Genomic DNA, 18,382 nt, shown 5'->3' with positions numbered 1-18,382 from the left:
CTGTCTCATGTCCCACTCCTTGGTGGTTACGATGAGCCAGAAACACTCCCTTATCAAATCACCCTATTTGGACCCATAAGCGCTGACGTCAGACATTCGGTCATACTCACGTCACGCTTGGCCGTTCTATGACAACATGGCCCGCGTTTATTTGGGCCAAGTGAAGCATTTAATAATGCGTAACCCCACCTCTCGCCTGAGGTGGGGTTTTCTTTGCCCTACATTAGATTGCTTAGCCTGCCAGTGCCCGGATTTTTGGGCGACTTCGTTGCCGAGTGTTAATACGTACTTCAAAAAAATGCCTCAATTAAATCTTACCCTGCTTAGAAACCTTATGAAAACGAGGGCCGAGCACATGAGCCTTGCGACAAATGAACAGCTACCTTTGGATGAGTTTCCCGACGCTGATTGCGCAGAGGGAAACGAGTTCACGGGCGTCTGGACCATACCGGGCTTTCTCGGAAAAACAAAAGTGATGACGTCTTTTGGCAATTTACCAATTGAAGCACTCCGCCTTAGAGACCCGGTCAAGACTAGGTCTGGGCACTTTCGTAAGGTGGCCTGGGTTGACCAGTTGAGCTTGGACAGAGATTTTACTTTTGATGTTCCTGATGCCTTGCCCGTTCAAATTGGACGCGGCACTTTGGGTCCAAACTTCCCACTGACAGATGTTTGCATGTCACCAGAACAAATTATTTTACCGACCAAACACGGTGGAAAACCTGTGCTGGCACGCGACTTGGTGGGCAGACCCCGAATAATCCGACCTTTTCCACGAACCTTCACGTACTATTTGTTTCATTGTGGCCAGCCGGAGGATGTACTCGTAGATGGAATGTGGTGCCAGACCTCTCCGTAACTCCATTCGCCTTTTGCACGACACAAGGCTCGCTGTGGCTCTCCTGTCCTGCGGGGTTCTTGGGCAGGTTTTGGTGGGTGGAGTCCAAGGCTAAGAACTGGCCTTCATTTCCCAGATAGGCTGCAATTCACAGGCGAAAAAATAGTCCGAAGGCACGGTCTACTGGGGGATGAATTGGGGGAATTAAAAACACCAAAGGCAATTTTCTTGTTTAAACTCAGGAGTTTATGGAAAATTGCTGGCGGAGACGAAGGGATTCGAACCCTCGATACCGTTCCCGGTATACTCCCTTAGCAGGGGAGCGCCTTCGACCACTCGGCCACGTCTCCGTCGACCCGTCTATAACTGTGGGCTTTGGGTGGCAAGAGGGTTCCGGCGATTTTCTGTGGAAAAATTGCGAGGTATTTGCCCCGCCATCTGAACTGTTTAGTTATTGAAGAGAAAGTGCAGCACGTCGCCGTCTTTGACCTCGTAACTTTTGCCTTCTGCACGCATCTTGCCGGCCTCTTTTGAGCCTTGCTCGCCGTTGTTGGCAACAAAATCGTCATAGGCGATGGTTTCGGCGCGAATAAAGCCTTTTTCAAAGTCGCCGTGGATCACGCCAGCGGCTTGCGGCGCCATGGTGCCTTGCTTGATGGTCCAGGCACGGGCCTCTTTGGGCCCAACGGTGAAATAGGTCTCAAGGTGCAGCAATTCATATCCGGCGCGAATCAGCCGGTCTAGGCCCGCCTCATCCAGCCCCATTTCCTCAAGGAACATCACCGCTTCATCGTCTTCCAGCTGGCTGATTTCCTCTTCGATCTGCGCCGAAATGATCACATGGCTGTTGCCTTGTGCCGCGGCCATTTCGCCAACCTTGGTCGAATGTTCATTGCCGTTTGCGGCCTCAGATTCGCCAACGTTACAAACATACAGCACCGGTTTGGTGGTCAGAAGTTGCAGCATTTTCCATGCCTTTTCATCATCTTCTGCGACCTCAACCACGCGGGCGGGATGGCCATCTTCGAGAACGGCAAGCGCTTCTTTCAAAAGACGTTCCTGCTGAACCGCTTCTTTGTCGCCACCACGCACTTTGCGCACCAGACCCTGCATCCGCTTTTCGATGCTTTCGATATCGGCAAGCATCAATTCGGTCTCAATGGTCTCGGCATCGGCCACAGGGTCAACACGGCCTTCAACATGGGTGACATCACCGTCCTCAAAGCATCGCAACACATGGGCGATGGCGTCAACTTCACGAATGTTGGCCAGGAACTGGTTACCAAGGCCTTCGCCCTTAGACGCCCCTTTGACCAGACCGGCAATGTCCACAAAGGTCATGCGTGTGGGGATGATCTGTTTGGAGCCCGCAATTGCGGCCAGTTTGTCCAAACGGGCGTCCGGAACGCCGACCTCACCCACATTGGGTTCGATCGTGCAGAACGGAAAGTTTGCAGCCTGCGCAGCGGCGGTTTTGGTCAGCGCGTTGAACAATGTCGACTTGCCGACGTTCGGCAGACCCACGATCCCCATTTTAAAGCCCATATCGGCCTCCTGATGCCATTTCGCTGCGCTTCTATGGAACAATCGGCAGGCGCGCAAGGCAGGCTGAGGCCGCCCACCCTGTCAAACTGCGACAATATCTGGGATTTCATGGGTCAGGCATTGATTTCCCCCTCGCTTTTGCGGCACATCGGTCAGGACTTGTGACAAGGACACGCCGATGACTCGCATTGATGCCAAATTCGACGAACTGAATGCTGCCGGAAAAAAGGCCTTTGTGTCTTATGTGATGGCAGGTGATCCCGATTATGACACTGCGCTTGAGGTGGTCAAAGGGTTGCCGGGCGCGGGTGTGGATATCATCGAACTGGGCCTGCCCTTCACCGATCCAATGGCGGATGGCCCAACCATCCAGTTGGCGGGGCAGCGCGCGCTTGAGGCGGGTATGACCCTGCAACGGACGCTGGATCTTGCGGCGGAGTTTCGCAAAACCGATGACACCACGCCAATTGTGCTGATGGGATACTACAACCCGATCTACAATCGGGGCGTCGACCAGTTCCTGATCGATGCCAAGGCGGCGGGCATCGACGGGTTGATCGTGGTCGATCTTCCCCCGGAAGAAGACGAAGAGCTTTGCATCCCGGCGCAGGCTGCGGGTCTGAATTTTATCCGGCTAGCAACACCGACCACAGATGAAAAACGTCTGCCCAAGGTTCTGCAGAACACGTCCGGTTTCGTATATTACGTATCAGTTACGGGCATTACAGGCGCTGCCGAAGCGCAAGCCGGCGACGTTGGGCCTGAAGTGGCGCGCATTAAGGCGTCAACCGACCTGCCGGTCATCGTGGGCTTTGGTATCAATACACCCGAAAAATCGCAGGCCATTGCCTCGGTTGCAGACGGCGCTGTTGTTGGATCTGCCATTGTCAGCCAGATTGCGGCAGGTAAATCGGTTGAGGATGTACTGGCCTTTGTAAAGACATTGGCCGACGGCGCGCACCGCGCCTGATTGCATGTACGCTCTGGCCTTCACCACAGTACGATACAACATCGCGTTTTACGCGATTGTAACGCTCGTGGTGGTGATGCTGGAAATGTTGATGAGCGCTGCTGGCGTTGTCACGCTGGTCTTTATGGGCCTCACAATGCTGTACACGCACCGCATGATCCAGCTGAATGAGATCTACGGCTGGACCGACCCGATGAGCACCACCGGCCGGGACGGATCCAAGATCCCATTGTTTGGATATGTCCTGCGGTTTTGCGCGTACTTCGTGGCGCTGATGCTGATTCTTGCCGGGGCCTTCATGGCGCTTGAGGCCACTGGCGTTCTTAATCCTGACGCGTTCTTGTCAGAGATCGAATATGGCATGTGGGGAATGCTTGTTGGTGTGCCAGTCTTTGCCTGCGCATTGGCGATCGTGGGCACGGTCCTCCCGGCTTGTGCGGAACGTGCTGACACCTCGTTGAAAACGGCCTTTCTGCGTGGTCGTAAAACCTTTGGCCGCACGGTTCTAAACCTCATCGCCGGGCCTCTGGTTGTGGCTTTTGTCGGGTTCTTTTGCCTTGGCCAAATCGGTTGGCTTTTGGGTGGGTTTGATAACATCATTGGAAGAAGCCTGTTTCGGATCGCGGCCACGATCCTTGCGATCCTGCCTGCCATGCTGACAGCCACAGCGCTGAGCATGGCTTACCTAAAGGCCGAAAAGGGGCGCTAAGCGCGCCGCAAGATATGTGTCGCCGTATATTCAGACACCAGTTCATCCTTTTGATTAAGAATTTCGGTGCGGATCACCACCCGCCCCCGGTCCGGTCTTGATTTGGACGGCGCGCTGTCCAGCACCGTGCAGCGGGCGCGCAATTCATCGCCGGGACGCACAGGCACGGCCCAGCGAATGTTGTCCATTCCCGGACTGCCCATCGACGCCTCGCGCCAGACCTCGGCCTCAAGTGTCAGAACAAAGGCTACCATAATGGTGTGAAAGCCGCTGGCGATAAGGCCACCAAAGGGCCCTTTTTGTGCGGCGTCTTCGTCCAGATGAAAGGTCTGAGGGTCCCATTTCTGGGCGAACTCCAGAATTTCGTCCAAAGCAAGCACCCTTCGTCCGGTTTCAAAGACATAGCCTTTGGGCAAATCATCAAAGAACATGGTCTCTCCTGAATTTTATGCCATCAAACAACACTTAAGACGTTTTGTCGCCCGCAGTGTCGGAAATCGACGTTGCGTTAAACAGGCTGCATTGGTAAAGAACATTTACCAATACGAGGAAAAGTGAGCCAAAATGCCCGTCATTACCTGCATCGATGACTTGAAACGCATCTATCGCCACCGTGTGCCCCGCATGTTCTACGACTATGCGGAATCCGGCAGCTGGACCGAACAGACCTTTCGCGAGAACACCTCGGATTTTGAAGACATCTATCTTCGCCAACGCGTTGCTGTAGACATGACAGGGCGCTCCACCGCCTCGCAGATGATTGGACAGGATGTGTCGATGCCGGTCGCCCTGGCGCCTGTGGGTCTTACGGGCATGCAATGTGCCGATGGTGAGATCAAAGCTGCGCGCGCTGCAGAAAAATTTGGCGTGCCCTTTACCCTGTCGACCATGTCGATCAATTCGATCGAGGAAGTCGCTGAAGCCACAACCAAACCGTTCTGGTTCCAACTTTATACAATGACCGACGCGGATTACGTCAGCCGCCTGATTGAACGCGCCAAAGCGGCCAAGTGCTCGGCATTGGTGATCACTCTGGACCTGCAAATTCTTGGCCAGCGCCACAAAGATTTAAAGAACGGCCTTTCTGCCCCACCCAAACTCACCCCCTCCACCATCGCCAACCTGATGACCAAGTGGCGATGGGGCATCGGGATGCTCGGCGCCAAACGGCGCAACTTTGGCAACATCGTGGGCCACGTGGATGGGATTTCCGACGCGGCCGACCTAGGCGCATGGACAAAAGAAAGCTTTGATCCGACATTGGATTGGAACAAGATCGCCAAAATCAAAGAGCAATGGGGCGGGCCGGTGATCCTCAAAGGGATCCTCGACGCGGAAGACGCCAAAATGGCGCTTAACGTCGGCGCGGACGCCATCATCGTGTCAAACCACGGTGGTCGTCAGTTGGACGGAGCGCTGAGTTCTATCCGCGCCCTGCCCTCCATCCTTGAGGCTGTCGGTGACCAGATCGAAGTGCATCTGGATAGCGGCATCCGTTCGGGTCAGGACGTGCTCAAGGCTGTCGCCATGGGGGCCAAAGGCACCCATATTGGCCGCGCTTTTGTCTATGGGCTTGGTGCGATGGGTCAAAAAGGTGTCGAAGAGGCGCTGCGGGTCATTCACACCGAACTCGACATCTCGATGGCCCTTTGTGGACGTCGCACCATCGAAGAGCTGGACCGAGATATCCTGTTGATCCCAGAGAATTTTGAAGGACGCTGGCAGGGCTAATCCACCGCTGGCCTTTGACACGCCCCACCCGGCGCGCAATAGTGCGCCGGAGCAGGTAGGTGATTGGCAATGTTGGTCTTTGTAAAACAGAAACTTGCGTTTCTTTCGGTGCCCAAAACCGGCAGTACGGCCTATGAAACGGCCTTGCGGCCACAGGCGGACATCATTTTCACCAAACGCTACAAACACATGACGGTGGGCAAGTTTCACAACAAAACAGCGCCATTTCTGAAAAAATCCCTACGTCTCGAACCCGAACGCATAGCCGTGATGCGAAATCCTGTGGATCAGATCCGGAGCTGGTATAAATTTCGCAGTCCCGAACGTCTGGGAGACGACTTTCGCAACACCGGGCAGATGAGCTTTGATGAATTTGTTCTGGATGTCATCAGCGACGCGCCTTCGCCAGCCGCCTGCATCGGAAGCCAATTTGGGTTTCTTTCGATCCGCGACGGCAGCGTGCCCGTGCATCATCTTTTTGCCTATGAAAAACAGCCTTTGATCCGCGCATTTCTGGCCGAAAGGTTTGAAGAAGAGATCAAGCTAAAGCCACGAAATGTATCGCCACATGTCTATGCGCCGATCTCGCCCGAGGTGGAACAAAAACTACGCATCGCGCGGGCCCAGGAGTTTGATCTTTATGCCAGGATCATCGATCACGATGGGGTGCTTCGGGGGTTTTCGACAGCCCCTCAGGTTTGACAGGTAATTTTGGGCGGTTTATCCCACAAAACATACGGAATCCCCCTTTTCAACATCATGACTCTAGGGTATAGGCGCGACTTCACGCGGGGTTACAGCCTTGGAGGAACCCCGCCCTAATCAAATTGGAGAATTCACATGGCTGGACAGATTCCTGATCTGAATGCCGAAGTCCGTACGGGGACAGGCAAGGGCGCCGCTCGTCAGGCACGTCGCGATGGTATGGTACCAGGCGTCGTTTATGGTGGCGAAACAGACCCTATCGCAATCAAAGTTCCTTTCAACGTTCTGTTGAAAAAACTGAAAGCTGGCCGCTTTCTGTCGACGCTTTACAACCTGAAGGTTGAAGGCCACGACGACGTGCGCGTGATCTGCCGCAACGTCCAGCGCGATGTTGTCAAAGACCTTCCGACGCACATCGACCTCTTGCGTCTGCACCGCAACACCAAGATCGACCTCTTCATCCACGTTGAGTTTATCAACGAAGAAGAGTGCCCCGGTCTGAAAAAAGGTGGCGTTCTGACGATTGTGCGTCCTGACGTTGAGCTGAAAGTGACCGCTGGTGACATTCCTGAAAAGATCGTTGTTGATCTGGCCGGTCTGGAAGTTGGCGACACCATCACCATTTCGTCGGTTGATCTGCCTAAAGGCTCCAAAGCCACCATCGACCGTGACTTTGTGATCGCGAACATCTCGGCTCCATCGGGTCTGCGTTCGGCTGAGAACGAAGAAGGCGATGAAGACGGCGAAGCAACAGAAGAAGTCGCAGCAGAAGCTACAGAAGAGTAATCTTCTGCTTGACGGCAAGATTTGGAAACGCGGCCCTGTCTGGGGTCGCGTTTTTCTTTTGCAGCGTGTTGATCCGTTTCGCGCAGAGAAATATAACCGAACAACACCGGTACTGGGATGATATGCGATGAAGCTTTTTGTAGGTCTGGGAAATCCCGGTGGGAAATACGCCGGCAACCGCCACAATATCGGTTTCATGGCCGTTGAGCGCATCGCCGAAGATCACGGGTTCGCCCCATGGCGTGGTAAATTTCAGGGCTCGGTCTGCGAAGGGCGATTGGGCGGCGAAAAAGTGATCCTGTTGCGCCCGGAAACCTTCATGAACCTGTCCGGGCAGTCCGTTGGGGAAGCCATGCGGTTTTACAAACTTGAGTCTACGGATGTGACCGTCTTCCACGACGAGCTGGACCTCGCCCCCGGCAAATGCCGCGTCAAGCTTGGTGGTGGCCATGCGGGGCATAATGGGCTGCGGTCGATCCATCAGCATATTGGGCCACAGTATGACCGGGTCCGGTTGGGCATTGGGCATCCAGGCAACAAAAACGCGGTTTCGGGCTATGTGCTGCGCGATTTTGCCAAGGCAGATCAGGATTGGCTGGATGACCTTCTGCGTGGCATCTCGGACGGCGCGCCACAATTGGCGGACGGTGACACGGGTAAATTCATGAATGCTGTGGCATTGCGGGTGAACCCACCACGGTCATCTACGAGCAAGCCCAAAGTGGACCCGTCGCCCAAATCTACAGCTCCGGAGCCGCAGGAAGACACGCGCAACCCATTGCAAAAGCTCGCGGATAAATTTCGTTGAGCGCCGCTCTACGCAAAGCCTTTGCCGAGCAGGCAGGATATTGCGAAGGTTTAGACAGCCCGTTCATGGCGCGCCTGCCGGGACTGCTAAATGCGCAATGATCCAGCGATCTGACGGTCGAACTTGGCCGGGTCGACTTTCACGGGCGCTGGGTGAATTGGCAAGGACCCGCCGCCCTGTCCTGACGTTACACTTGCCAAACACCGGCTGACTATGCGGAATTGTGGCAAAGGGGAGAACTCATGCGGACTTTTGGAAAATGGTTGGGTCGAATTTTACTGTTTCTGGTGCTGTCAGCAGCGGTGCTTTACGCGTGGAAACGGGAAGAAATCCATCGCCTCCTTGCTGTTAACACATTGTTTTCGGAAGAAAAAATTGTTTCAAACTTTTCCAATATGAATGCTGCGTTCCTGACCCGAGAGGTTGACCGTGGCAGTGGTCCAGTTTCGAAAATCCCAAAAGGTGAACCGGCGGCCATGCCTGCGGGGCTCAGCCAATGGGTCGAAGATCGCGCTGTCACGGGTCTGGTTGTGCTGAAACATGGCTCGTTGCTGCACGAAAGCTACTACAAGGACACATCTCCCGAAGACCTGCGCATTTCATGGTCGGTGGCGAAATCCTATTTGTCCGCCCTATTTGGAGTCGTAGTCGCGGAGGGGCACATTGAAAGCCTTGATGATCCGGTGACGAAGTACGCTCCAAAGCTCATTGGATCCGCTTATGACAGGGCTTCGATCCGAAACGTTTTGCAGATGTCTTCGGGTGTCACCTTTGACGAAGATTATCTGGACTATAACTCAGACATCAACCGGATGGGTCGCGTGTTGGCTCTTGGCGGAACACTGGACGATTTTGCCGCCAGCCTGAAAGACACCTTCGTTGAGCCCGGAAGCCAGTGGCAATATGTATCTATCGACACGCACGTTTTGGGTATGGTGATCCGAGGCGCCACCAGCCGCAATGTCGCCGGACTTTTATCTGAGAAAATCATCCAACCCTTGGGCTATGAACAAAGCCCGTACTATGTCACCGATGGTGCAGGTGCGGCTTTTGTTCTGGGCGGTCTGAACATCAGCACCCGGGATTATGCGCGGTTCGGCCAGATGTTCCTGCAACACGGGATGTATGGAGGCCAGCAAGTGGTTCCGGCAGATTGGGTGGCTGAAAGTACCGTTCCAAGCGCCAAGACAGCCACGGACGCGCTGCAATACGGCTATCAGTGGTGGATGCCCAAAGACGCCCGCGAAGGTGAGTTTTTCGGTATCGGTGTTTATGGCCAATACATCTATATCAACCGCCCGCTAGGCGTGGTGATCGCGATGAATTCGGCAGATCGTAAGTTCAAAGAGGACGGTGTGACCGACACGAACATCGCCATGTTCCGCGAGATCGCCGAGGGGCTGTGACAGGCGCCAATGCAACAGTACGGCGGCACATCACAACGCTAAATTGGCCTCTGCAATAGCCCTCACATTGAATGTCCGGGCGACCTTTTCGTCTGACAGCGCGTCCTGGGTCAGCTAGTCTTTGGGGCGAGACACGTTAGTTTGGAGGATCTCATGAATATTTTTTCAGGCATTTTTGTTGCAACACTATTTCTAGGCGGACAGAGCGGCATTGTCGCTCCCGAAGGCCTTGTCCAATTGCAGGAACGCTTTGGTAAAGTTACGAACCTAGTCAATGCCGATGTCACGACCATCTTTGAAGACAACGTATCGGGCGCAAATTTCGCCGGTCAAAACCTGAGCGGCGCAGTCATAACGCGATCCAATGTATCTGGTGCTGATTTCAGCGGTGCCGACTTGTCTGGCGCAACGTTGGATGCGTCGAACTTCACTGGCGCTAGTTTTGTCGGGGCGAATTTGTCGGGTGCGACCATAAAAGACTCAAATTTCATAAATGCAAATCTCACCGGAGCCTGCCTGCACGGTGTCACGATTTTCGCCTCTAATTTTGCCGACGCAAATCTGACAGAGGCCAATATGACTGGTGTTGAGATAAAATTCACCAACCTGGACGCTGTGAACATGACTGGTGTCGTGGAGGACGCAAACTGTTAGGGACTTTGCGCGAGGTTGGCGCAAGCGCCTTTTGTCTATAGGCTTATGTCGTCAGGACCCCACCAAAGGGCAAACACGAATGCAAATGGAACCTTCGGTCAATGTGTTGGGAACGGTGCTGCAGGCCTGTTCACGTGATCCGGTCACCGGGTTCTTTCGCGATGGGCATTGCAACACCTGCTACGAAGATCAGGGCGTGCACACAGTTTGCGCCCTGATGACGGCCGAGTTTCTGGCTTTTTCAAAGTACCTTGGCAACGATCTGTCTACACCCCGACCTGAATATGGGTTCTATGGACTAAAGCCCGGAGATCAATGGTGTCTGTGTGCCTCACGGTTTTTGCAGGCACATGATGAAGGCTGTGCCCCAATGGTCAACCTTCAGGCCACACATCAAAAGACCCTTGAGATTGTGCCGCTCGACACTTTGGAAATCTATGCGACAACGCCCCCGGATCGCGGTTAGTGAGCCCGGGCGCCTTGCCGGTCCAGTTCTGACTGAATCGCCGTGACGTCGATGTCTTCCAGTTCGCGATTGGATTTGATCGAAAGTGCGGCAGCCACCCCGGCCCCCTGCCCGATCACGGCACAGCAGGCCATGTTTCGTGTCGCGGCGTGAGCGTATTTCTCACCGCCTGTCGCGCGTCCGGAAATCAAAAGGTTCTTCACCTTCTTTGGTAAAATGTTGCGATAGGGAATTTCGAAATACCGACCCGTGGTTGGCAGGATCAACGTCCCATAGCCATCAATGAACTCGGGGAAAATACCAATCGAATCCTCAAACCTGCCTTGCTCGCGCGCATCTTCATTGGTCATCACATATTGCGTGGTCACTTTGCGCGTGTCGCGAATGCCCAGCGACATGCCAAAATTTCGCAGCCGAATGTTTTCACAGCCGGGCGTAAAGGCGCGCAAAGCTTCGATCGCCAACATCGCCTGACGGCGCCCCTCAATTTCATTAACCGTCAGATCATTCGGATCGGTGCCGTCGCAATTGGCCAGATGAATGAGGTTCATGTACGTCAGCTCGCCCGTGTCATGCGCCGCGCCCCATGTGCCCGCAATCGTATTTAACTGTGCTGGGATCATGCCGGCTTTGATCGCCTGAGCAAATGGCTTGTGCAGAAAGGGCGAGAACATATCGTCCTCTTTGCCGGAGGTCTCGATATTCCACTCACCGCCACCACCCCAATCTTTGTAGGTCTGTGGATCAGCTTTTACACCTTCGATGAAACGGGCTTTATCGACGCCAGCCACATGAAACATCACCGAGGCCGCCATCAGGTCTTCGCGTGGCGCCTTGGTGCAGGGCGCTCCAGCGCGGTGGGCCACATCCGCGTCCCCCGTGGCATCAATCACCCGCTTGGCAAGAATCGCCTCTCGCCCTGCCTTGGATTCAGTGATGATGCCAGTGATCGTATCGCCGTCCATGACCGGCGCCACAAAAGAGCGATGCAGCATCGGATGAATGCCCGCGTCCTGCACCATATTGTCCGCGACCAGTTTGAAACCCTCGCTGTCAATCTCGTAGCTCAACGACTGGCTTTCGGGTACGGCCGCGCCAGCCGCCTTGGCCGTCTCTTCGAATTCACGTGCGATACCATCGGATTCGACGGTGTCTTCGTGGCGGTACCAATGCATGCCCTCAACACCAACAACCGTGATGTTTCCGCCAAAACACCCAAAGCGTTCAACAAGCGTCACCTCGACGCCGGCCCGCGCCGCGGCCAGAGCGGCAGACAGGCCTCCCGGGCCTGAACCGACGACCAGAACGTCGGTCTTATGGATCACATCAATTTCGCGGGATGGTTCAAGAATCTTTTGCATTGCGCGACAATGCGACGGTCATTTGTGGGGGTCAACGGAAAGGTTCGAGCCAAATAGTGACGCCCGTTTTTGACACTAATTCATGCCATCACGGCGAGGACGCGCACGATCCTGGCTCCGGCCCAAAATTCGTCAGCGTCCCCAAAAAGTGCGACGCAGTTCACTATGCGTCCAATCCTGATTGGTCATTCTCTACAACAGCTTTGCCCATGAACCCATTTGCGGCACTTGCAATCGTGGCAGATGCCAGACAGGACTTCGCCAAAAGAAGACACGCGAATTACCAGGCGATTTTACCCAATAAGTTAATCGGCGTCGCTCATGTCAAAGCCCAAATGGCGGGCAACAGTAAAGATGTCTTTGTCACCGCGACCGCACATGTTCATGACCAATACGTGGTCTTTGGGCAGATCAGGTGCAATCTTGATCACATGCGCCAAAGCATGGCTTGGCTCAAGCGCCGGAATAATACCTTCCTGAGCGCAACAGAACTGAAACGCCTCCAGCGCCTCTTTGTCGGTGATCGACACATACTGCGCACGACCTGTGTCATGCAGCCAGGAATGCTCCGGTCCGATCCCCGGGTAATCCAGCCCTGCCGAGATCGAAAATCCTTCGAGGATCTGCCCATCGTCGTCCTGCAACAGATAAGTGCGATTGCCGTGCAAAACGCCGGGACGACCGCCGGTCAGGGATGCGCAGTGCTCCATCTTTTCATTCACGCCTTTGCCACCCGCCTCAACACCAATGATGTTCACAGACTCGTGGTCAAGGAAGGGGAAAAACAAGCCCATCGCGTTTGATCCACCGCCAATCGCGGCAATCAACGTATCTGGCAGCGCGCCTTCACCTTCGTGTTCAGGTAGCTGATCGATGACTTCTTTGCCAATAATCGACTGGAAATCCCGCACCATCGCTGGATAAGGGTGCGGGCCCGCCACCGTACCGATACAGTAGAATGTATCGCGCACATTGGTGACCCAATCGCGCAACGCATCATTCATCGCATCCTTGAGCGTGCCACGACCAGAGGTCACCGGCACCACTTCTGCCCCCAAAAGCCGCATACGAAACACGTTTGGCGCCTGCCGCTCAACATCATGTGCGCCCATGTAGACGATGCATTTCAGACCAAATCGCGCACAGACAGTGGCCGTGGCCACGCCGTGTTGTCCGGCACCGGTCTCGGCAATAATCCGGGTTTTCCCCATGCGGCGTGCCAGCAGGATTTGCCCCAAGACATTGTTAATCTTATGGGCCCCAGTGTGGTTCAACTCATCGCGCTTGAGGTAAATCTTAGCCCCCCCCAGCGCCTCGGTCATACGCTCGGCGAAATACAGTGGGCTTGGACGCCCAACATAGTATTTCCACAGGTTGTCCATCTCGGCCCAGAAACTGTCATCAGTCTTGGCCTTTTCATACTCGGCCTCCAGATCAAGGATCAGCGGCATCAGGGTTTCCGATACAAACCGCCCCCCGAAATCACCAAAACGGCCCTTTTCGTCAGGGCCATTCATGAAGCTGTTGAAAAGATCGTTCGACATGATCAGGTCTCCGAATAGGAATCTCAGGTGTATTTAGGTCGATTTGGGAAAACTTGCCATGCGAAATTACTTTTAACGCAGAATTGGCACATCTTTTTGTTTGCCTGTCGCGGCCTCCACGAAAGCACGGATCAGATTGGCATCTTTTTGCCCTGGGGCGAACTCGACCCCGGATGAAACATCCACTTGTCTCGCCCCGGTCATGCGCACCGCTTCCGCAACGTTGTGCGGGGTCAGTCCCCCCGCCAACATCCACGGACAAGGCCAATATTTGCGGTTCACCAAACGCCAGTCAAACGCCAATCCATTGCCCCCCGGCAGCACCGCCCCCTTTGGAGGCTTGGCATCGACCAACAGCTGATCGGCTACGGCACTGTATTCTTGCAAGGCCGCCAAATCCGGCTCTTCGGCAATCCCCACCGCCTTCATGATTGGCAGACCATACCGTTCACGCAATTCTGCCACGCGTTCAGGGCTCTCGCTCCCGTGCAGCTGAAGCATGTCCAGCGGCACAGTCTCTACAATCCAGTCCAGGTAACTATCATCGGCGTTCACTGTCAGCGCCACTTTGGCCAATCCAACCGGCGCCTCAAGCGCCAGATCACGCGCCTGTTCAACAGTCAGATGGCGTGGCGACTTTTCAAAGAACACGAACCCCGCATAGGCCGCCCCCGCTTCGGCCACAGCATGCACATGTTCGGGCTGCGTCAGCCCACATATTTTCACCCGGATATCCATGCCACCCCATTAAAGACGCAAAAGGCGGAAAGCAAACCGCCCCCGCCCTTCATTATTTCAGAAACACTCAAAATTCCAGGCCCGCAGGCTCAGCCCGTCTCATCCAAAAGGGCAAGAACTTCGTCTTTGTGCTCTTTTTGAGAGCCCTTCATTCGGCGAATTTCGCGCTTGGTATTTTTCAGCTCTTTTTGCGTGCGGTTCTTTTCCGAGCGGAACTTGTGCTCGCGCAACCACTCCCAGACAAAACCGATCAACAAACCAACGGCCACGCTCATCAGGATCACGATGAACAACGGCAGAGATATATTGTGGTTGAGCCCAAGAAGATCAGAGATCGCTTCGGGGAACAGATGCAGGGTCACGATGCCACGATTGGCAATCGCCACCGAGATCAACCCAATTCCCACCACAGCCCAAAAGGCATAGCGTATGTAGCGCATAATTTACTTTCCGTTGAGACGGTCGCGAAGCAGCTTGCCAGTTTTGAAAAAGGGAACATGCTTTTCTTCGACTGAAACCGATTCACCAGTGCGCGGATTGCGCCCCACACGTGCATCGCGCTTCTTGACCGAGAATGCTCCGAAACCACGCAGCTCGACTCTGTCGCCGTCGGCCATGGCATCCGTGATTTCGTCAAAGATTGTATTCACAATCCGCTCAACGTCCCGCTGGTAGAGATGCGGGTTTTCATCGGCGATTTTCTGAATAAGTTCGGAACGGATCATGTTTTGGTGTCTCCCTAGGCGTGCATGTCTTGTCGCTTGCATCTCAGCAACTATAGAAACAATCCGTAGAAACGGAAACGAAATGACGCTGCAAGACGGCAAATTTCACGCCAGATTCGTACAAAAACCACCTGATCGGCGGATCATCGCCAGAATTCCTACCGTTGCAGGGCAAAATTCTGTTGGTGCGGCAGCGCAGAGAACCTATTGATTCGGAATGAAAAAGGGGCGTGCCCGATGCATCTTCTGCACAAAGGTGTTAATCGCGCAGAGCCGGCAAACCGACTCCTGTACTATCAAATCCCCCATCAGCCGCCAAAATCTGGCCAGTAATATAGCTGGCTTTTTGCGAACATAAGAACGCAATGGCGTGGCCAATTTCGGCTTCACTGCCATAGCGATTGAGCGGGATCGCATCATGATAGGCGTCGATAATTTCTTGGCTGTGCACAGCCATGGCCAGCTTTGTGCGTACCGGGCCGGGGCAGATGCAATTGGCGCGCACACCAAATTCGCCCAGTTCTGCCGCCTGCTGTTTGGTCAGCTGGATCACCGCCGCTTTGGAGGTGCCATAGGCCACCCGCAACGTAGACGCGCGCAGGCCGGAGATTGAGGCGATATTCACCAGGCACCCGCGGCTGGCTTTGAGCATCGGGATGGCGGCTTGAGAACATAAGAACACGCCGTCCAGGTTGGTTTCCATCACCGTACGCCAGCGTTGAAAATCGGTTTGCTCAATGGGGCCGAAATCGGCCACGCCCGCGTTGTTAACCAACGCATCCAGACGCCCAAATTGGTCAAACACATCCGACATGGCCTGATCCACCTGATCAGGTTGCGACACGTCATACGGCAATGCGACGGCGCCGGGCACTTGCGGCAGGGCAATCGCCAGCTCATCTGTGTCTCGATCCAGCATGGCAATCTGCCACCCATCAGCCTGCATCAACTTGGCCGTGGCCAATCCAATGCCGCGCGCCGCACCGGTGATCAACGCAACCTTTGAACTCATAACTCTTCCCTTCGATATCCGAAAACTCTATGGCCCCGAAACTTAGCCCACGAACATATAGTTGGCAGAGGTCACGCCCCGTTCATAGGTGCAGAATGTATCCGTGGCCTCGGGGCTGCGATTGTGAATTTTGATGTTGGTAATGACTTCAACTGCGCCAGCATCCATGCACGCCTGTTGGGCATCTTTCACCACGCTTAAAAGGTGATCCAATTCGCCCCGCATTGTGGTTTCCATAGCACCAACCTGAAACGGAACGCCAGCAGCCTTTACGACCGCGATGGCCTTGTCGACCACCTCAAAGTTGTTGCCTTCGCGAAGACGCGGGATCACCTGAAAGGCCAGATATACATGCGAAGGATTGAAAGCTGGAGTAGTCATGGCGGGTTCTTTTTTGGGGGCGTATACCTCAGTCTCTACCCGAGCAAGGCACCGGTTTCCAGAACCCTTCCAAAAAAGAAAAGGCCCCGCCAATGGCGAGGCCTTTCCAATGTCCGGATATCCGGAGTGCTTATTCGTCGCCCTTGAGCGCGGCACCCAGAATATCGCCAAGCGATGCGCCTGAATCCGAAGAGCCATACTGTTCGACGGCTTCTTTTTCTTCAGCGATTTCGCGAGCCTTGATCGACAGACCCAAACGGCGAGTCTTGCTGTCAACGTTGGTGACGCGAACGTCCAACTTGTTGCCAACAGTGAAACGCTCGGGGCGTTGCTCTGCACGGTCGCGCGACAGATCGGAACGACGGATGAATGATTTCATGCCTTCGTATTCGACCTCGATGCCACCATCTTCGATCGAAGTCACTTCGACTGTGATGATAGAACCGCGCTTCACGCCGCCCACGGCTTCGGCGAACTTGTCACCGCCCAAGGCTTTGATCGACAGCGAGATACGCTCTTTTTCCACGTCAACCTCGGAGACAACGGCCGAAACCATGTCGCCCTTGCGGTAGCCCTGGATCGCGTCTTCGCCACGTTCGTCCCACGAGATGTCGGACAGGTGAACCATGCCGTCGATTTCGCCGTCGAGGCCAATAAACAGACCGAATTCGGTGATGTTTTTGACTTCGCCTTCGACTTCAGTGCCCTCGGGGTGAGTTTCTGCAAACACTTCCCATGGGTTACGCATTGTTTGCTTGAGACCAAGCGAAACACGGCGTTTGGCACCGTCGATTTCCAGAACCATGACTTCGACTTCTTGCGAAGTAGAGACGATTTTGCCGGGGTGAACGTTCTTCTTAGTCCAGGACATTTCAGAAACGTGCACCAGACCTTCAACACCTGGCTCCAGCTCAACAAATGCACCGTAGTCGGTGATGTTGGTGACGCGACCAGTGTGGGTCGATTCCAGTGGGTACTTGCCAGCAACCAGATCCCATGGATCGTCCTGCAGCTGTTTCATGCCCAAGGAGATACGGTGGGTTTCTTTGTTGATCTTGATGACCTGTACGTTGACAGTTTCACCGATCGACAGGATTTCCGAAGGATGGTTCACACGGCGCCATGCCATGTCAGTGACGTGCAGCAGGCCATCAACGCCGCCGAGGTCAACAAATGCACCATATTCAGTGATGTTTTTGACAACACCTTCTACAGCCTGACCTTCAGAAAGGTTGCCGATAACTTCGGCACGCTGTTCTGCACGTGATTCTTCAAGGATTGCACGACGCGAAACAACGATGTTGCCACGACGGCGGTCCATTTTCAGAACCTGGAACGGCTGTTTCAGACCCATCAGAGGGCCGGCGTCACGTACGGGACGTACGTCAACTTGCGAACCTGGCAGGAATGCAACTGCACCGCCGAGGTCGACAGTAAAGCCGCCTTTGACACGCCCAAAGATTGCGCCTTCGACGCGCTCTTCGTCTGCATAGGCTTTTTCCAGACGATCCCAGGCTTCTTCACGGCGCGCCATCTCACGAGAGATAACCGCTTCGCCGCGGGCGTTTTCAGCCGAGCGCAGGAAGACTTCTACTTCATCGCCAACAGCAATTTCAGGAGCTTCACCAGGATTTGCGAATTCTTTAAGATCAACGCGGCCTTCCATTTTATAGCCGACGTCGATGATGGCTTGGCCCGCTTCAATTGCGATGACTTTGCCTTTGACAACCGAACCTTCGTTCGGGGTGTCCATTTCGAAGCTTTCATTCAGAAGGGCTTCGAAGTCCTCCATAGATACGTTTTGAGCCATGAGGTCTCATGTTCCTTTACTAGCGTTTTTTTCTGGCCGTGCGGTTGTCTCCGCCGGTCTTGGGTTATGCCCGCCTTTTGGCGAACGAATTTGGTCAGACGATCCATAAAACAAAGAGGGCCGGAGGTCCGACCCTGCTCGTCTCTTTTGTTTTATGGCGATGATCGCCTTATCGACAGAGGGCGTATAGACC

Annotated in this window: 20 protein-coding genes and 1 tRNA gene; 10 read left to right on the top strand and 11 right to left on the bottom strand. The window is 54.5% G+C overall.

Features of this window, described 5'->3' with window-relative positions; all coding sequences use genetic code 11:
• Positions 1-355 precede the first annotated feature (355 nt).
• Positions 356-859 carry a Hint domain-containing protein gene (locus tag BUC32_RS08475; protein ID WP_175556917.1) on the top strand — a complete coding sequence of 168 codons (504 nt, stop codon included), beginning with the start codon at positions 356-358 and terminating at the stop codon, positions 857-859.
• Between the two features lie 239 nt (positions 860-1,098).
• Here the strand turns inward: BUC32_RS08475 and BUC32_RS08470 are convergent.
• Positions 1,099-1,188 (bottom strand) — tRNA-Ser (locus tag BUC32_RS08470).
• Between the two features lie 97 nt (positions 1,189-1,285).
• On the bottom strand, positions 1,286-2,383 hold the full coding sequence (gene ychF / locus BUC32_RS08465; RefSeq protein WP_073251573.1) for a redox-regulated ATPase YchF: 1,098 nt from the start codon (positions 2,381-2,383) through the stop codon (positions 1,286-1,288).
• 178 nt (positions 2,384-2,561) lie between these two features.
• On the opposite strand from ychF, the gene trpA reads away from it, so the two are divergent.
• Both trpA and BUC32_RS08455 read left to right on the top strand, forming a co-directional pair.
• On the top strand, positions 2,562-3,353 hold the full coding sequence (trpA, locus tag BUC32_RS08460; RefSeq protein WP_073251572.1) for a tryptophan synthase subunit alpha: 792 nt from the start codon (positions 2,562-2,564) through the stop codon (positions 3,351-3,353).
• 4 nt (positions 3,354-3,357) lie between these two features.
• Positions 3,358-4,062, top strand: a complete 705-nt coding sequence (locus tag BUC32_RS08455) for a hypothetical protein (protein WP_073251570.1) — start codon at positions 3,358-3,360, stop codon at positions 4,060-4,062.
• Here the strand turns inward: BUC32_RS08455 and BUC32_RS08450 are convergent.
• Complete coding sequence (locus BUC32_RS08450) at positions 4,059-4,493, bottom strand: MaoC family dehydratase (RefSeq protein ID WP_073251568.1); 435 nt, start codon at positions 4,491-4,493, stop codon at positions 4,059-4,061. The genes BUC32_RS08455 and BUC32_RS08450 overlap by 4 nt on opposite strands.
• A 133-nt stretch (positions 4,494-4,626) precedes the next feature.
• Here BUC32_RS08450 and BUC32_RS08445 point away from each other — a divergent pair, with 133 nt between their 5' ends.
• From BUC32_RS08445 to BUC32_RS08415, 7 genes are all read left to right on the top strand, one after another.
• Positions 4,627-5,793, top strand: a complete 1,167-nt coding sequence (locus BUC32_RS08445) for an alpha-hydroxy acid oxidase (RefSeq protein ID WP_073251566.1) — start codon at positions 4,627-4,629, stop codon at positions 5,791-5,793.
• A 69-nt stretch (positions 5,794-5,862) separates the two neighbouring features.
• Entirely contained in the window at positions 5,863-6,495 is a 633-nt protein-coding gene (locus tag BUC32_RS08440; RefSeq protein WP_073251564.1) for a hypothetical protein, read from the top strand.
• A 138-nt stretch (positions 6,496-6,633) separates the two neighbouring features.
• Positions 6,634-7,284, top strand: a complete 651-nt coding sequence (locus BUC32_RS08435; RefSeq protein WP_073251562.1) for a 50S ribosomal protein L25/general stress protein Ctc — start codon at positions 6,634-6,636, stop codon at positions 7,282-7,284.
• A gap of 127 nt (positions 7,285-7,411) precedes the next feature.
• Positions 7,412-8,092 (top strand): aminoacyl-tRNA hydrolase, encoded by a 681-nt coding sequence (gene pth / locus BUC32_RS08430; protein WP_073251560.1) that lies wholly within the window; start codon positions 7,412-7,414, stop codon positions 8,090-8,092.
• Positions 8,093-8,334: 242 nt separating this feature from the next.
• Complete coding sequence (locus tag BUC32_RS08425; protein WP_073251558.1) at positions 8,335-9,498, top strand: serine hydrolase domain-containing protein; 1,164 nt, start codon at positions 8,335-8,337, stop codon at positions 9,496-9,498.
• Between the two features lie 141 nt (positions 9,499-9,639).
• Positions 9,640-10,152, top strand: a complete 513-nt coding sequence (locus BUC32_RS08420; protein WP_139280684.1) for a pentapeptide repeat-containing protein — start codon at positions 9,640-9,642, stop codon at positions 10,150-10,152.
• Positions 10,153-10,231: 79 nt separating this feature from the next.
• Complete coding sequence (locus tag BUC32_RS08415; RefSeq protein ID WP_073251554.1) at positions 10,232-10,618, top strand: DUF2237 family protein; 387 nt, start codon at positions 10,232-10,234, stop codon at positions 10,616-10,618.
• On the opposite strand, the gene BUC32_RS08410 is transcribed toward BUC32_RS08415, so the two are convergent.
• From BUC32_RS08410 to rpsA, 8 genes are all read right to left on the bottom strand, one after another.
• A complete protein-coding gene (locus BUC32_RS08410) occupies positions 10,615-11,979 on the bottom strand; it encodes an FAD-dependent oxidoreductase (RefSeq protein ID WP_073251552.1) in 1,365 nt (454 codons plus the stop codon). The genes BUC32_RS08415 and BUC32_RS08410 overlap by 4 nt on opposite strands.
• Before the next feature lie 305 nt (positions 11,980-12,284).
• Complete coding sequence (gene trpB, locus BUC32_RS08405) at positions 12,285-13,523, bottom strand: tryptophan synthase subunit beta (RefSeq protein ID WP_073251550.1); 1,239 nt, start codon at positions 13,521-13,523, stop codon at positions 12,285-12,287.
• Between the two features lie 72 nt (positions 13,524-13,595).
• The gene (locus BUC32_RS08400; RefSeq protein ID WP_073251548.1) at positions 13,596-14,261 is read right to left on the bottom strand and encodes a phosphoribosylanthranilate isomerase; all 666 of its coding nucleotides are present in this window, start codon (positions 14,259-14,261) and stop codon (positions 13,596-13,598) included.
• Positions 14,262-14,350: 89 nt separating this feature from the next.
• Positions 14,351-14,701, bottom strand: coding sequence for a lipopolysaccharide assembly protein LapA domain-containing protein (locus BUC32_RS08395; RefSeq protein ID WP_073251546.1), 351 nt, complete (start codon positions 14,699-14,701; stop codon positions 14,351-14,353).
• A gap of 3 nt (positions 14,702-14,704) precedes the next feature.
• Positions 14,705-15,028 carry an integration host factor subunit beta gene (gene ihfB, locus BUC32_RS08390; RefSeq protein WP_175556916.1) on the bottom strand — a complete coding sequence of 108 codons (324 nt, stop codon included), beginning with the start codon at positions 15,026-15,028 and terminating at the stop codon, positions 14,705-14,707.
• A 217-nt stretch (positions 15,029-15,245) separates the two neighbouring features.
• Positions 15,246-15,998 carry an SDR family NAD(P)-dependent oxidoreductase gene (locus BUC32_RS08385; RefSeq protein WP_073251542.1) on the bottom strand — a complete coding sequence of 251 codons (753 nt, stop codon included), beginning with the start codon at positions 15,996-15,998 and terminating at the stop codon, positions 15,246-15,248.
• A 42-nt stretch (positions 15,999-16,040) separates the two neighbouring features.
• Positions 16,041-16,379, bottom strand: a complete 339-nt coding sequence (locus tag BUC32_RS08380; RefSeq protein ID WP_073251541.1) for a thiamine-binding protein — start codon at positions 16,377-16,379, stop codon at positions 16,041-16,043.
• 130 nt (positions 16,380-16,509) lie between these two features.
• A complete protein-coding gene (gene rpsA / locus BUC32_RS08375; RefSeq protein ID WP_175556915.1) occupies positions 16,510-18,189 on the bottom strand; it encodes a 30S ribosomal protein S1 in 1,680 nt (559 codons plus the stop codon).
• Positions 18,190-18,382: the final 193 nt, after the last annotated feature.

This window comes from Shimia gijangensis (genome assembly GCF_900142085.1).
Lineage (GTDB): Bacteria > Pseudomonadota > Alphaproteobacteria > Rhodobacterales > Rhodobacteraceae > Shimia > Shimia gijangensis.
This window is presented reverse-complemented; position numbering and strand designations above follow the sequence as displayed.

Coding starts and splice junctions, on each gene's coding strand:
- BUC32_RS08475 (WP_175556917.1), top strand. CDS start 356: ATGAGCCTTGCGACAAATGAACAGCTACCTTTGGATGAGTTTCCCGAC.
- BUC32_RS08440 (WP_073251564.1), top strand. CDS start 5,863: ATGTTGGTCTTTGTAAAACAGAAACTTGCGTTTCTTTCGGTGCCCAAA.
- BUC32_RS08400 (WP_073251548.1), bottom strand. CDS start 14,261: ATGGATATCCGGGTGAAAATATGTGGGCTGACGCAGCCCGAACATGTG.
- BUC32_RS08455 (WP_073251570.1), top strand. CDS start 3,358: ATGTACGCTCTGGCCTTCACCACAGTACGATACAACATCGCGTTTTAC.
- BUC32_RS08450 (WP_073251568.1), bottom strand. CDS start 4,493: ATGTTCTTTGATGATTTGCCCAAAGGCTATGTCTTTGAAACCGGACGA.
- BUC32_RS08385 (WP_073251542.1), bottom strand. CDS start 15,998: ATGAGTTCAAAGGTTGCGTTGATCACCGGTGCGGCGCGCGGCATTGGA.
- BUC32_RS08435 (WP_073251562.1), top strand. CDS start 6,634: ATGGCTGGACAGATTCCTGATCTGAATGCCGAAGTCCGTACGGGGACA.
- ychF (WP_073251573.1), bottom strand. CDS start 2,383: ATGGGCTTTAAAATGGGGATCGTGGGTCTGCCGAACGTCGGCAAGTCG.
- BUC32_RS08380 (WP_073251541.1), bottom strand. CDS start 16,379: ATGACTACTCCAGCTTTCAATCCTTCGCATGTATATCTGGCCTTTCAG.
- BUC32_RS08415 (WP_073251554.1), top strand. CDS start 10,232: ATGCAAATGGAACCTTCGGTCAATGTGTTGGGAACGGTGCTGCAGGCC.
- trpA (WP_073251572.1), top strand. CDS start 2,562: ATGACTCGCATTGATGCCAAATTCGACGAACTGAATGCTGCCGGAAAA.
- BUC32_RS08445 (WP_073251566.1), top strand. CDS start 4,627: ATGCCCGTCATTACCTGCATCGATGACTTGAAACGCATCTATCGCCAC.
- BUC32_RS08410 (WP_073251552.1), bottom strand. CDS start 11,979: ATGCAAAAGATTCTTGAACCATCCCGCGAAATTGATGTGATCCATAAG.
- BUC32_RS08395 (WP_073251546.1), bottom strand. CDS start 14,701: ATGCGCTACATACGCTATGCCTTTTGGGCTGTGGTGGGAATTGGGTTG.
- ihfB (WP_175556916.1), bottom strand. CDS start 15,028: ATGCAAGCGACAAGACATGCACGCCTAGGGAGACACCAAAACATGATC.
- rpsA (WP_175556915.1), bottom strand. CDS start 18,189: ATGGCTCAAAACGTATCTATGGAGGACTTCGAAGCCCTTCTGAATGAA.
- trpB (WP_073251550.1), bottom strand. CDS start 13,523: ATGTCGAACGATCTTTTCAACAGCTTCATGAATGGCCCTGACGAAAAG.
- BUC32_RS08425 (WP_073251558.1), top strand. CDS start 8,335: ATGCGGACTTTTGGAAAATGGTTGGGTCGAATTTTACTGTTTCTGGTG.
- pth (WP_073251560.1), top strand. CDS start 7,412: ATGAAGCTTTTTGTAGGTCTGGGAAATCCCGGTGGGAAATACGCCGGC.